The organism is Flavobacteriales bacterium, assembly GCA_016124845.1.
In the GTDB taxonomy this organism is placed as follows: domain Bacteria; phylum Bacteroidota; class Bacteroidia; order UBA10329; family UBA10329; genus UBA10329.
Genome location: WGMW01000010.1, coordinates 95,565 through 108,778, shown reverse-complemented (window position 1 = coordinate 108,778; position 13,214 = coordinate 95,565). Strand labels below are relative to the sequence as shown.

Annotated in this window: 12 protein-coding genes; 5 read left to right on the top strand and 7 right to left on the bottom strand. The window is 47.8% G+C overall.

From position 1 onward, the window contains the following. Positions 1-520 precede the first annotated feature (520 nt). Genes GC178_05655 through GC178_05635 form a run of 5 tightly spaced genes read right to left on the bottom strand, consistent with a single transcriptional unit; the run spans position 521 to position 5,206 of the window. Positions 521-1,366, bottom strand: coding sequence for an alpha/beta hydrolase fold domain-containing protein (locus GC178_05655; GenBank protein MBI1287048.1), 846 nt, complete (start codon positions 1,364-1,366; stop codon positions 521-523). 8 nt (positions 1,367-1,374) lie between these two features. Then, positions 1,375-2,142, bottom strand: a complete 768-nt coding sequence (locus GC178_05650; GenBank protein ID MBI1287047.1) for an outer membrane beta-barrel protein — start codon at positions 2,140-2,142, stop codon at positions 1,375-1,377. Positions 2,143-2,181: 39 nt separating this feature from the next. Continuing rightward, positions 2,182-3,936: a hypothetical protein gene (locus GC178_05645; protein MBI1287046.1), complete on the bottom strand. Its 1,755-nt coding sequence runs from the start codon at positions 3,934-3,936 to the stop codon at positions 2,182-2,184. Then, positions 3,933-4,418 (bottom strand): GAF domain-containing protein, encoded by a 486-nt coding sequence (locus GC178_05640; protein ID MBI1287045.1) that lies wholly within the window; start codon positions 4,416-4,418, stop codon positions 3,933-3,935. The genes GC178_05645 and GC178_05640 overlap by 4 nt, the downstream gene beginning before the upstream one ends. Further along, the gene (locus tag GC178_05635; protein MBI1287044.1) at positions 4,418-5,206 is read right to left on the bottom strand and encodes an alpha/beta fold hydrolase; all 789 of its coding nucleotides are present in this window, start codon (positions 5,204-5,206) and stop codon (positions 4,418-4,420) included. The genes GC178_05640 and GC178_05635 overlap by 1 nt, the downstream gene beginning before the upstream one ends. A 75-nt stretch (positions 5,207-5,281) precedes the next feature. On the opposite strand from GC178_05635, the gene GC178_05630 reads away from it, so the two are divergent. After that, the gene (locus GC178_05630) at positions 5,282-6,109 is read left to right on the top strand and encodes an outer membrane beta-barrel protein (protein ID MBI1287043.1); all 828 of its coding nucleotides are present in this window, start codon (positions 5,282-5,284) and stop codon (positions 6,107-6,109) included. Here GC178_05630 and GC178_05625 read toward each other — a convergent pair whose 3' ends face one another. Both GC178_05625 and GC178_05620 read right to left on the bottom strand, forming a co-directional pair. Continuing rightward, positions 6,110-7,219, bottom strand: coding sequence for an aminotransferase class V-fold PLP-dependent enzyme (locus tag GC178_05625; protein ID MBI1287042.1), 1,110 nt, complete (start codon positions 7,217-7,219; stop codon positions 6,110-6,112). 153 nt (positions 7,220-7,372) lie between these two features. After that, a complete protein-coding gene (locus tag GC178_05620) occupies positions 7,373-8,662 on the bottom strand; it encodes a M24 family metallopeptidase (GenBank protein MBI1287041.1) in 1,290 nt (429 codons plus the stop codon). 158 nt (positions 8,663-8,820) lie between these two features. Here GC178_05620 and GC178_05615 point away from each other — a divergent pair, with 158 nt between their 5' ends. From GC178_05615 to GC178_05600, 4 genes are read left to right on the top strand one after another with little or no spacing between them, the layout of a single operon-like run. Next, positions 8,821-9,489, top strand: coding sequence for a succinate dehydrogenase (locus tag GC178_05615; protein ID MBI1287040.1), 669 nt, complete (start codon positions 8,821-8,823; stop codon positions 9,487-9,489). A gap of 12 nt (positions 9,490-9,501) precedes the next feature. After that, the gene (gene sdhA, locus GC178_05610; protein MBI1287039.1) at positions 9,502-11,514 is read left to right on the top strand and encodes a succinate dehydrogenase (quinone) flavoprotein subunit; all 2,013 of its coding nucleotides are present in this window, start codon (positions 9,502-9,504) and stop codon (positions 11,512-11,514) included. Further along, positions 11,411-12,778 (top strand): AAA family ATPase, encoded by a 1,368-nt coding sequence (locus tag GC178_05605; protein MBI1287038.1) that lies wholly within the window; start codon positions 11,411-11,413, stop codon positions 12,776-12,778. The genes sdhA and GC178_05605 overlap by 104 nt, the downstream gene beginning before the upstream one ends. Beyond that, positions 12,775-13,212 (top strand): hypothetical protein, encoded by a 438-nt coding sequence (locus GC178_05600; protein MBI1287037.1) that lies wholly within the window; start codon positions 12,775-12,777, stop codon positions 13,210-13,212. Before GC178_05605 ends, GC178_05600 begins: the two co-directional genes overlap by 4 nt. The last annotated feature ends 2 nt before the right edge of the window (positions 13,213-13,214 follow it).

Here is a 13,214-nt window from a genome sequence, read left to right as displayed (position 1 = left end):
CATGGTCTGTCCCCGCCCCGAAGGTGATCCATTGGGAACCGTCATGCACCTGGAAGTTGGTACCGTCCCATCGCATGGAACCTGCCACCCCGTTGGAGGTGCTGCCGATACGCAGACCGCCCGCGACATCAAGCTTCTGTACAGGGGTCGATACGTCCACCCCTACGTTCTGAGCAAACAACTGGGGCACAGAGAATAATACTGTAATAGTAATAAGGTAAAATCTATTCATTATCGATTGAATTCACGAAATTCTAAATAAATTGAAACAAAAGTATAAAAATATAACTAATGTGTCATTAAAGTGTATAATGTTGAAAGCATTTAGGTGTAACATAAGTATTATTTATAACTGAATTGATGTTTGAACATGGCAAGGAATAAAATGATAATTGGAGTTCAGTATTTGATCCTTTAATCAAATAATAGTGAGTCTTTAGTTAAACAAGATTGTTTCTCTATAATGCTGAAAAAGCTATAGAGAGTGGTTCAATAAAGAAAATGACGAACAACGATTCGATTAAAGGTGGTTTTGCAACCAATCCAAAACCCGTTGGTCTACCCGCTGCTTGTAGATGTTATTCGGGCCGTAAACATTATGGGTTCCCTGAATAGGGATGATTGTGTCGGTGATGACACCATTTACCATCAGGGTGTCAAACATGGCAACTCCCTGCTCCTCCGGAACGAGGTCGTCCATTCCGCCATAGATGAGTAACGTGGGACAATCAGACCAGTTGAAAAGTGGGCTTGCTTCGGCATAAAGCGAAGAATCTTCTTCATACGTAGCACCGATGAGTTGTTCCAATGTCCAACTGAGGTTGTAATTGGCAGCGTATTGACGGAACAGTGAATCCGTCAGGTCGGTAGGGCCTACATTCGAGATCACCGTTTGCACGAGGTTCTGTTCATCGAAGACATGTGCATACAAGAGTGCCAAATGGCCTCCTGCACTGTATCCCATCAGCGCAAAGCGCGATGAACCGATTTTCCAGCCATCAGCGTGAGCTACAATATGATTCAGCGCATTTCCCACGTCTTCCATCTGCTTATGGTAGTCGCCACATGCGTAGCGGTAATTCATACTGGCAACGGCATATCCGGCCTCTAAAAGCTGATTTCGGACATCTTTGAGTTCAGCGCCACCCTTATCGCCTGCCACCCAAGCACCACCATGTATAAGCATAACGGTTTTGGTGGATGTATCGCGGACATCGGGCAGATACATGTCGAGTTTGTTCCGTTGATCAGGGCCATAGCTTTCGTTCAAGTGAACATCCGTTCCTTTTGGCAGAAGGTGAAAACAGCCGACCAGTAAAACAGTGACCGAAACAAGTAAAATGAGAGCAGGACGCAGTTTAAGCATCCCCTAATTTAAAAAGGACTTACGCCAATACCAATTGAAATGGGTGTGGCCTCGGTTCCTTTGCCTTTTACAAAAAGTGGCGTGAGTGAGTAGAAGAAGCTAACGTAGTAATTCGCGTAGCCGATGCGGGCAGAAACTCCGTATCGGAATTTTGTCAGGTTGGGAATGTCGTAGGTTTTCACCTTACGGCCGAAATTGACACCCTGATAATAGTAGTCTTCATCTACCTTGGTCTTGGTGTGGCTCTGCACCAACCAACCGATCTTGAAACCGATGGCTGCCGTGAGTTTCTTCCTGTCTGCTGGGGATTTTGAACGGAATCGGACCTCAAATGGAATGTCGATGAAATTGGTAGAGATCTTATTCACCGTGATCTTCTGGCCATCGAAGAACTTCGGGTCGAGCATGGTGTAGGAGTGCGTTTCCGTGTTCGCTCGACCATTGTCCTTCACCTGATATTCAATTGGGAAGGCTTCCATTTGAATGTTGTGCGAATTGAACCCCACGCCCAAACCGAGACTGAAAGTGCTTTTGGCGATCACGTAGTCGTAAAGTACGGCCACGTCCACGCCCCGCGAAGCAAACCATTTGGGTTTGACGGTCGATGGCGTGTTCAGCCAGCTATCGAAATTGAAGTTGAGCAGCACCATTTCGCGCGTGGATGGCATGCGTCTTTTCTTCTTCGGCTTTTCATCCGCCACGGTCTGGTCAGTATTCTGAGCAAAGGATGCTCCGAAACTGAGTGTTAGGAAAAGCGCAAGTAGAAGCTTCTTCATGTGTTCAATTGGCGCGGCAAATATAGATGAAGCCGCTCGTTACTGCGTTTCGTTCGGGTTCCACTCCAGCTCGAAGTTCCAATTCTGCCGCACTTCCGCTCCCTGCTGGATGATCTTGATGGGTTCTGGCTGGCGCTTTTCCGAATAACGGCCGCTATCCCATTTACCATTTCTGTTGAGATCGGTAACCACCTGAAGATTGTACTTGCCGGGATCGAGTTTCTCGAACATGATGGTTTCCTTTTTAGAGATGGCGCGACCATCGAGAATCACGTTGGAAGAATTGAGCAACTCCACCAACAGTTGAGTTTGCGGTTGTTCGGTGATCTTCAAACTGAGCTCACCGAACATTTCCTTGTCCGTGCCTTTGAAACTGGTTTCGATGCTGTCGTTTTGAAGTCCGTAGAGATCGGTGAAAGCGCTATCGAGTACCAAAAGGCGGTAATTATGGTCCTTTTTCCAGGGATAGCGGATGCTGAATTTGCGCAGGGCGGCATCGCGCGCTTCGATATCATACATCACCCGCACCGAATCTTCATACAGTTTCACTCTTGAAAGGTCGGTTCCGATGACGGGATGATTCCAAACCAAAGTAAGTGCACCACCCGGTTTTGGCGAACGTCCGGCAGGAGGTTGGAATTGGGCGGTGAGCGCAAACTTTTCGCCCTGTAGTTTCTTGGCGCCTTTTCCCTTGGAGGTATGTTTCACTTCAACCTCATTCGTTCGCGGTTTCATGGTCAGTTCCACCGTATCTCGTGGGTGGTTGTCTGCGGTCACCAACAGCTTCATGGTGTCTGGCACCACATCGGTAGTCCAGACGTTTATCGTATCGCGGTAAGCGCTGAAATCCTCCAAATTCCATTGCTTCTTGAACTCAACGCCATCTATTTTGATTTCGAAATCCTCTACAGGTCGATTGTAAATGAAAACCAGCTTGCCATAATAATCGCAGTAACCCTTTTTAAGGAATTGTGTCGTGTCTTCTTCCACGAACATGCGCATCTCATACGAAGGAATCGCTTTTCCACCAGACTTTTTAAGCGAACTCAACGTGTCCGTTGGGATGGAATCGACCTTCAGAGAATCGGTTGCGGTTGTGTCTGCCGCAACAGGCACTGGCGGAGTAAAAGGCAGAATGAGCGAGTCGATGAATCCGATCTTCTCGGTCGGGACATCGAACCGATAGTTGGCGTTTTCATCTTTCAGAGCGAAGATCTTGAACGGCCGGTCCGCCACGTTCTTGATGTGGAACGTGCCGTCCTCCAGCGTTCGCGTGAAGTAATCCGGAATTGTATCCAGCGGCAGCGAATCGTTATTGTTTTTGTAAAGCATGACGAGCGCATCCGGTTCAGGGTCTCCGGTCAGCGCATCGATCAATCGTCCTTTCACCTGCATGCTATCGAGATGCGCACCGGTGCTGAAAACGTAGGTGTAGTTTTCAAGAAAGTTGCCCTCGTTGTTGTCGGCAATGGCCTCACCGAAGTTGATGGTGTAAGTCGTGTTCGGAGCCAGTTCCTGCTGAAATTTCACCACCAACGATTTCTGCTTCAGCTGGTAAGTGGGAGGTTGCAGCATAGGTGGCGAGATGACCACTTGCTCTGAGGTTGATTTCAACTGAATGAACTCATCGAAGAAAATGATGATCTGCTTGGCATTGAAATCGGGGGAAAGGTTGGCTGGAATTTCCTTCAGGATCTTCGGGGGCGTTTCATCCTTCGGGCCGCCCGTTGGTGCTACCTGCTGAGCACAACCGAACAGCATCAGAATGGCTATGTAGCGCAGCGTTCTTCTCATCCGAAAAATGGAATTAGAAGCTTTGCGATCGGTTCCAGACCGAGCTTGTCCACCTCACTGAAATCATCCAATCTGTCGCTGTCCACATCCAGAACGGCAACTACGGTTTCATTGGAAATGATCGGAACTACGATCTCGGAACGGGATGCGGAACTGCATGCGATGTGGCCTGGAAATTCATCCACATTCGGAACGATAACGGTCTTTTTCTTCTTCCACGAAGTGCCGCAAACACCTTTTCCAAAACGGATTCGCGTGCAGGCAATGTCGCCCTGAAAGGGCCCGAGCACCAGTTCTCGGCCATCGACCAAATAAAACCCCACCCAAAAGAACCCGAATGTTTGGCGCAATGCGGCAGCCACGTTGGCGAGATTGGCCACAAGTGATGGCTCACCTTCTACAAGTACTTCTATTTGCGGAAGGAGTTGGTCGTACATTTCCTTGCGGTTGGCCGAGGCCGTTATTTTCAATTCCTCTGCCATCAGTTCGCAATAAAATCAGAAAGGATTCGGAGACATTTTTCGGGAGCTTCCAAATGTCCCATGTGGCCGATGTTGCTCACCACCTGAAGCGAAATATTTGAATTCAGCGCAGCTAATTTCTCTACACTTTCGGTCGGGATCACCGAATCCAGTTCGCCATGCAGGATCAATTTTGGGAAAGATATACTCTTGAGGATGGCTGAGCGGTCCTTCCGTTCCATCATGCCGCGGATGTTAGCAACAATTCCCTGCTCAGTAAAACCATTCGCAATGTCAATAATGTCTTGGATCTCATCTTTCAGTTCTGTTCGCGAATGCTCGGCAAACAGCGAAGGGATGACGGTTCGCACATAAACACCCTTGTTTCGTTTCACAAGGTCGATCACGCGCTCGCGGTCTTTCTTGCGTTCTTCAGAATCGGGGTAAGCGGTAGAATGGAACAGAACTAATTTTTGGATTTTGGCTGGAAGCAGCTCGGCCAACGCCAACGCCACATAACCGCCCATCGAATGACCGACAACCGTGAAGCTTTCCACAGTCTCCGTATCAAGCACCGCAGCCACGGCCGCAGCGTGGTCTTCCATGGAATGCACGTAACCGATACTTCCCGTTTCGCCTTGCCCAAGAAGATCCACCGCAATTACGTTGTAGTTCTTGCTTAACTCATCAGCGTAATTGTTCCACATGCCGCGCTCTTCCAAAAAACCATGTAACAGCAGCACGGTTTCGCCAACGCTACGTTGTGAATAAACCACATCAACACCTTTATGCCGTACCGACTTTCGCAACCTAATTTTGTGAGGCCGTCAAAAGTACATACTACGCACAACAACCGCCCGTTCTAAGTATCTGACCAACCAGCCATGAAACGTTTCCTTCCAATTGTTATCGCCCTATTCATCATTTCGTTTACCGAAGAAGCGAATGCCCAAGGCAAGTTGGGGGTGTTTGTTGGGGTAGGAACCATGTTTTACAGTGGCGACCTTCAGGAGCATCTGTGGCCGCATCCGGCCACCATGCGCTGGACGGTGGATGCAGGGCTTCATTGGCAGATCACCAGACGTTGGGGGCTGCAACTCAACTATACGCTGGGCGAGATAACCGCGAGCGACCAATTTGCTGCGGCTGCTTGGAGGAAAAACCGTGACCTGCGTTTCCGTTCGCTGGTGCATGAGATCGGTCTTCGTGGCACGTTCGACATTCTGCCAAACGATAAATGGAAGTTCCTGCCATACATCACCGCAGGGGTAAGTGCGTTGAATTTTGAACCTAAACGCGATGGCGTGGCGCTACGTCCGCTTCAGACCGAAGGTGTCGCATATTCCAATTGGACGGTCAGCATCCCAACAGGACTTGGCTTGAAATACCAGATCAACTGCCGTTGGGGGCTGAAGGGCGAGGTGCTTTACCATTGGACCATAACCGATTACTTGGATGATGTGAGCGGAAACTACATTGCTCCTACCGGAGACGCCAATAGGGACTTTTACAGCGATCCCGGAAGCGTCTCAACACCTGGCAAAATGCGCGGAAACCCGAAGTTCAAAGATGGATTCTTTGATGTGAATGTGGGGGTTGTGTTTTACTTCGTTGGCTGCGGTAGCAACAGGAAAGGTGGTCTCATCGAAGACTGCGAAAAGATGTACAAGGATGTGGACATGGAGAAGTTGAAGGACATGTACGGGCAGTGATCAGGCAACGACCCGCAACGCAGTTTTTATCGCCCCAACCGTTTGCTCAATATGCTCATCATTCACAATTCCCATGTGGCCAACGCGGAAATATTGGGTTTTGTGTGATGGTAGCAGACCACCAGCGATAACCACTCCGTTCTCCCCCACCTTTCCTAAGAATTCACCTCCAATTACCCCTTCAGGATAATAAGGGGCTGAAAGGGTATTGGCCGTTATTTCTTCCGATTTTGGAATGAACGAAAGTCCAAGCGAGCGCATTTCATCGCGGAATTTCTGCGCTAATCGTTTGTGGCGAGCAAAGCGCGGATCCATTCCTTCTTCCAGCATCAATTCACAGCTTCTTTCCAATGCTTGAATGAGGTTGACCGGAGGTGTTGCGAAGTAAGAGGGTTTTCGGCCCTCATAAGCCTGCATGATCGGCAGCCACAAACTCCAATCGCAGTAATAATTGCCAACTGGAGTTTTGCGGTTTTTCCAAACGTTCATGGCTTTTTCTGAAGCTACCAAAAGCGCCAACCCGGGCGGAACACCAACAGCTTTTTGCGATGCCGTGACCACCACATCAATTCCCCATTCTTCCTGTCGGATCTCTTCTCCAGCAACCGAACAAACGCCATCCAAAATGCTGATCACGTTGTATTTCTGTGCCAGTTCGCCCATTTTCTTGGCATCTACCAGAACACCTGTTGAGGTGTCCACATGCGTGAAGGTCATCAGCTTGTATTTTCCCGTGCTCAGTTCTGCTTCAACAGTTTCGTAAGGGACGACATCACCCACTTCCGATTGCAGGAAAGTGACATTCGCTCCGTAGCGTTTCAGTAGTTCCGCGTAGCGTTCTCCAAAATAGCCCGTGGAAACCACCAACACATTATCGCCAGCCTCAATCAAATTTGCTCCCGCCATGTCCATGGCCAAGGTTCCTGAACCGGCAATGATGAATGGTTGTCCGCTTGGTGCCAACCAAACCTCGCGCATCATTTCCAATGCACGGCCAAACGATTCAATAAATGCAGGAGCCACATGACTCAAGGTCGGCTGACCCATTTTCTCCATCACACTCGGGTCGAACTCGATCGGCCCCGGGATCATCAATAGTTTTCTGCTCATTGGGATTCTTTAAATAAATCCTCCGTCTCGTTCCTCGACACCTCCTTTTGAAGGAGGAACTGTCGCCATGCCCCTTTCAAAGGGGTGCCGAAGGCGGGGATTTTCATTCTATTGTCAATTGTTCTCTTTGCGTGTTCGTGCCTTTGCGAGAGACTATCCATTCATCAACTCCTCAATCTCCTCCACCTCTTTCGGAATGTTTTTCATGAGGTTATGCGGACCGTTCTTGGTCACGAGAATATCATCTTCAATCCGAACACCGATCTCTTCTTCCAGAATGTAGATGCCTGGTTCGCAGGTGAACACGTTTCCTTCTTGCATCGGGGCATCCCAATTTCCTACGTCATGCGTGTCCAACCCAAGGAAATGGCTGGTGCCGTGCATGAAGTACCTCTTGTACGCAGGCCATTTCGGGTCTTGGTTTTGAATGTCTGCCTTGTCGATGAGTTTCAGGTTCAGCAATTCATCCTGCATCAGCAAGCCAACTTCTTTGTGGTAATCCTTCAATAATGTACCCGGGCGAAGCATTTCAATCGCGGCCTTCTGAACTCGCAGAACCGCGTTGTATACGTCTCTCTGACGTTGCGAGAACTTACCATTTACAGGAATGGTCCGCGACAGATCAGCATCATAATTCGCGTACTCTGCACCAATATCGAGGAGCAATATATCGCCATCCTTACATTGCTGATTGTTCTGAATATAATGCAACACACAAGAGCTTCTGCCTGATGCGATAATCGGTTCGTAGGCAAATCCCTGCGCTCGGTTTCGGATGAATTCGTGCCACAGTTCCGCCTCAATCTCATATTCCCAAACGCCTGGCTTCACCTTATCCAGCAATCTGCGGAAACCCTTTTCGGTAATGTTGCAGGCCTCCTGCAAAAGCATCACTTCAAACTTTGATTTCACCGCACGGATGCGTTCCATCACGGGAGCGCATCTGCGATACTTGTGCAACGGATATTTCTCCATGCACCATTTCACAAAGCGTGCATCACGCGTTTCAACTTCAATGGTGGCGCGGCCGTGTTCATTGGAATTCAAGTAAATGTGCGAGGCTTCATTGACCAGCATATTGAACACGCGGTTGAAATCCTTCAACCAATAAACCGTCTGAATGCCTGAAACCTGCTGTGCCTGTTCAACGGTCAGCTTGGCACCTTCCCAAATGGCAATCGTCTCATTGGTTTCTTTCAGGAAAAGCACTTCGCGATGATGCTCATCACGCGCATTCGGAGCGAGTACCAGGATCGACTCTTCCTGATCGACACCAGTAAGGTAGAACAGGTCGCTGTTCTGCTTGAATTTCATAGTGCCATCCGCGTTGGTCGGCATCACATCATTACTATTGAAAACCGCCACGCTCTGTGGCACAATTCCTTCAATAAATCGCTTTCGGTTATCGATGAAGAGTTCGTTGTCTATACGGTCGTATCTCATAATGCCAAATGTAGGGTATTCGCAAATCGAAGCAAATTTGACCGGCCTTTATTAAGAATCGTTCTAAATAGCAAAGATTGAAAACCGCTGAAAATCGCAGATGTTACATTTGCGCGGAATCGCTCAACCTGCAAGGTTTAACACAAAATCAGACATCAATGTCAAGTTCAGTAGGTAAAAAGATAGCAATGGCCCTGTCGGGTTTCTTCTTGCTATTGTTCCTTCTTCAGCATTTGACCGTCAACTTCATTTCGGTCATAAGTCCTGATGGTTTCAACGAAGCATCCCAGTTCATGGGAACCAACCCGCTTATACAGTTTGTAATGCAGCCCATTTTGGCCTTTGCGGTGGTCTTTCACTTGGCCATGGGAATCCGTTTGGAGTTGCAGAACCGCTCAGCGCGCCCCATCAAGTATGCGATGAACAAAGGCAATGCGAACTCAACTTGGATGAGCCGAAACATGATCATCACAGGGATCATGGTATTGCTCTTTTTGGGACTTCACTTTTACGATTTCTGGATCCCAGAATTGAATGTGAAGTACGTTCAAGGCGATATGTCTGGAATGCTTCCAGATGGAGGTTACCGATATTGGGAAGAACTTCACCACAAGTTCCACGACCCGATCCGTGTTGGAATTTACGTGCTGGCTTTCGTTTTCTTAGCGCTGCACCTGATGCACGGTTTCCAGTCGGCCTTCCAGTCGGTTGGTTTCAACCACCGCAAGTACACGCCTGTTATCAAGCAATTGTCGAACATTTACGCAGTTGTGGTACCGTTGGGATTCATCATCATCGCGGTTTATCACTTTGCTACACAATCATAAAATCTTACGCCAATGTCATTGGATGCCAAGATACCTGAAGGTCCGATCAAGGATAAATGGACCAACCATAAGAATCACATCAACGTTGTAAATCCTGCCAACAAGCGCCACATCGATATTATCGTGGTGGGAACAGGTTTGGCGGGAGGTTCCGCTTCGGCCTCGCTTGCCGAGTTGGGCTATAACGTAAAGGCTTTCTGCTATCAGGACAGTCCACGAAGAGCGCACTCTATTGCGGCACAAGGTGGTATCAATGCTGCCAAGAATTACCAGAATGATGGCGATTCGACTTACCGCTTGTTTTACGATACGGTGAAAGGTGGCGATTACCGTGCTCGTGAAGCGAACGTTTACCGTTTGGCAGAAGTTTCGGCCAACATCATCGACCAATGCGTGGCGCAAGGTGTTCCGTTTGCGCGGGAATACGGAGGTCTTTTGGACAACCGTTCGTTCGGTGGGGTTTTGGTTTCGAGAACGTTTTACGCGAAAGGACAGACAGGACAGCAGTTGCTTTTGGGAGCATATTCTGCAATGAACCGCCAGATCGCCAAAGGCAAGATTCAGATGTACAACCGCCACGAGATGTTGGATCTGGTTGTGGTTGACGGAAAAGCCCGTGGAATCATCGCTCGTAACTTGGTGACGGGTGAGATTGAAAGACATTCGGCTCACGCGGTGATCATTGCCAGCGGAGGTTACGGAAATGTGTTCTTCCTGAGCACAAACGCGATGGGATCGAACGTTACCGCTTCGTGGAAGATCCACAAGAAGGGCGCTTACTTCGCAAACCCTTGCTACACGCAGATTCACCCAACGTGCATTCCGCGTTCTGGAGACCACCAATCGAAACTGACGTTGATGTCAGAGTCGTTGCGTAACGATGGTCGAATTTGGGTTCCGAAGAAAGTGGAGGATGTAAAAGCCATCCGCGAAGGCAAATTGAAGCCAACCGAGATAAAGGAAGAAGACCGCGATTACTACTTGGAAAGACGTTACCCAGCGTTCGGTAACCTTGTTCCGCGTGACGTTGCTTCTCGCGCAGCGAAAGAGCGTTGCGATGCAGGTTTCGGGGTGAACGCAACAGGCGAGGCCGTTTATCTGGATTTCAGTTCAGCAATTATGCGTTACGGAAAAACAGAGGCACACTTGCAAGGACTTCACAACCCAACGGATGCCCAGATTCGTGAGTTGGGCGAGAAAGTCGTTGAGGCCAAGTATGGAAACCTCTTCCAGATGTACGAGAAGATCGTGGATCAGAACCCGTACAAAACGCCTATGATGATCTACCCAGCGGTACACTATACAATGGGTGGTATCTGGGTTGATTACAACTTGATGACAACCATTCCGGGTTGCTATGCAGCAGGTGAGGCAAACTTCTCCGATCACGGTGCAAACCGATTGGGAGCTTCGGCCTTGATGCAAGGTCTGGCTGATGGGTATTTCGTGCTTCCTTACACGGTTGGAGATTACTTGGCGGCTGAGATTCGTACTGGAAAAATCCCAACGGATTCGCCTGAGTTTGTTGCAGCTGAGAAAGAAGTGAAAGACCGTCTTCAGCAATTCATTGACATTAAGGGAACCAAGTCTGTGGATTACTTCCACAAGCGTTTGGGAAATGTGATGTGGCACAACGTGGGCATGGCGCGAAATGCGGAAGGCTTGAAAGAAGCGATGGACGAAATTCGTCAGATCCGTGAGGAATTCTGGAAAGATGTGCGTGTTCCTGGAGGTGTGAATGAGATGAACCCTGAGTTGGAAAAAGCTGGTCGTGTGGCCGATTTCCTTGAATTGGGAGAGCTTTTCGCCAAGGATGCATTGGAAAGAAACGAAAGCTGCGGAGGTCACTTCCGTGAAGAATCTGTGGAGCTTGAAGGCGAGCAGAAAGGCGAGGCCAAGCGGGACGATAAGAACTTCGCTTATGTGGCTGCTTGGGAGTGGACAGGAGACCCACGTGAAGCTAAACTTCACAAGGAGAATTTGGAGTTCCACGATATTGAACTCAAGCAAAGAAGTTACAAGTAACGAGAGTAAAAACCCTGTGGGTGAAAAACTCATCATAAGGAACTTTGGCCCTATCAAGGATATGGAACTTGATTTGGGTAAGGTTACTGTGCTTATCGGTGAGCAGGCATCGGGAAAAAGTACTGTGGCAAAGGTGCTTGCAATGTGTCGGTATTTTTCATACTTGGTCATGGACTCTCGAAACATTGTAAATGGCAGAAGTGAGTTTAGTCGAACCGCGCTCGTTGAGTGGGGACTTGAAGAGTACGAGACGCCTGAAACGTATATCAAGTATGATTGCCCTGACTATTCGGTTGTAATTGACCAACATCGCATTAGTGGAAGTTCATTTGCGGTTTCATACGATTCCAAATCGCCAACGGAATCACATGATTTCGAAATAGACGTTCTGATACCCAATCTGACTCCCAGATCCGATAGGTTTAAAGAGTTGTTGAATCGTTTCGAGGAACTAAAACCAAGCAGAGAATCCAAGTTTGCTATACCTGGTGACTGGAGTATCCCTCACTCTTTTTTGACCACAGACGTTAAACGGGTAATGAACAATCCGTTCTATTTTCCCACGGAACGCGGTTTACAGTCTATTTTTTCCCTGGGAAAATCATCTATTCAAAACCTTTCCGATTCTCTTTACAATCAATTTGCGTTGTTGGATCGAATCTCTAAAGAATACAATTCGGAAACCGAAATAGAGCCGTTAAACATTCAATACAGGAACGAGAATGGTGTTGGTTACGTGAAAAAAAAATCTGAGGAACGGTTTTATCGGCTTTCCAGCGGTGCAAGTGGCTATCAGTCGGCTACACCGATTGTTTTGGCGGTCGATTATTATTCTACAATTAGCCGAAAGAGAACCTTCGTTGTAGAAGAGCCTGAGCAGAACCTTTTTCCTGAAGCACAAAAAAAGTTGGTTGAATTTCTGGTTGACGCAGCGGTGAACGACAAACATCAAATGCTGTTCACCACGCACAGCCCTTACATCCTCTCAGCGTTGGAAAACCTGATGTATGCCCACAAACTGGGAAATATTGAAGGAAGAAAATATGCGGAAAGGGTTGAAAATATCATTGCCGAAAAATACTGGATCGACCAGAACGAGGTGAGTGTTTATGCTTTGGAGAATGGTGGCGCAAGAAGTATAGTTCTCAGAGATGAACCGATGATTGATAAGGAATATATCGACAGCGTTTCAAACATTCTGAATGCTGAATTTGACCACTTGCTGTCAATTGACGTGGAACGTGAAAACGGTGGTAAATCATGATCTGCCAACGAATTGAGAACTGTTCAGAGGAAAGCCGTCAGCGAACTGGGGCGTATGTTGATTCCAAGGGTGGCAAGAGTAAGTATGTGATTGATAATAAGGGCGAAAAGACCTTCAGTAAGGTAGATTTTGAAGAATGTGTTTTTGCGAACGAGCCTGAAGACACAAAATGCGATATAGGATTTTTAACCGATAAGAATTTTTATTTCGTTGAGCTGAAGGGTTCGGATGTAAAAAAAGGAATTGAGCAGTTGCTGGCAACGATATTGGTAACGCAACGGTGCTTTGTAGAAAAAGAAAAGAAGGCACGTTTGGTGGTTTCCAAATTTCCTGCTCCTAAGATTACCAAGAACACAAAGGCATATAAAGACCTGATGAAAAAGGTTGGAAATGACCTGATAATAAAACAGAACGTTTATACCGAAATCATATAAAG

What these genes read in the sequence shown, in the direction of transcription:
- GC178_05645 (MBI1287046.1), bottom strand. Translation starts at nt 3,936, where the DNA reads ATGAGAAGAACGCTGCGCTACATAGCCATTCTGATGCTGTTCGGTTGT.
- GC178_05655 (MBI1287048.1), bottom strand. Translation starts at nt 1,366, where the DNA reads ATGCTTAAACTGCGTCCTGCTCTCATTTTACTTGTTTCGGTCACTGTT.
- GC178_05640 (MBI1287045.1), bottom strand. Translation starts at nt 4,418, where the DNA reads ATGGCAGAGGAATTGAAAATAACGGCCTCGGCCAACCGCAAGGAAATG.
- GC178_05615 (MBI1287040.1), top strand. Translation starts at nt 8,821, where the DNA reads ATGTCAAGTTCAGTAGGTAAAAAGATAGCAATGGCCCTGTCGGGTTTC.
- sdhA (MBI1287039.1), top strand. Translation starts at nt 9,502, where the DNA reads ATGTCATTGGATGCCAAGATACCTGAAGGTCCGATCAAGGATAAATGG.
- GC178_05600 (MBI1287037.1), top strand. Translation starts at nt 12,775, where the DNA reads ATGATCTGCCAACGAATTGAGAACTGTTCAGAGGAAAGCCGTCAGCGA.
- GC178_05620 (MBI1287041.1), bottom strand. Translation starts at nt 8,662, where the DNA reads ATGAGATACGACCGTATAGACAACGAACTCTTCATCGATAACCGAAAG.
- GC178_05650 (MBI1287047.1), bottom strand. Translation starts at nt 2,142, where the DNA reads ATGAAGAAGCTTCTACTTGCGCTTTTCCTAACACTCAGTTTCGGAGCA.
- GC178_05630 (MBI1287043.1), top strand. Translation starts at nt 5,282, where the DNA reads ATGAAACGTTTCCTTCCAATTGTTATCGCCCTATTCATCATTTCGTTT.
- GC178_05625 (MBI1287042.1), bottom strand. Translation starts at nt 7,219, where the DNA reads ATGAGCAGAAAACTATTGATGATCCCGGGGCCGATCGAGTTCGACCCG.
- GC178_05605 (MBI1287038.1), top strand. Translation starts at nt 11,411, where the DNA reads ATGTGGCTGCTTGGGAGTGGACAGGAGACCCACGTGAAGCTAAACTTC.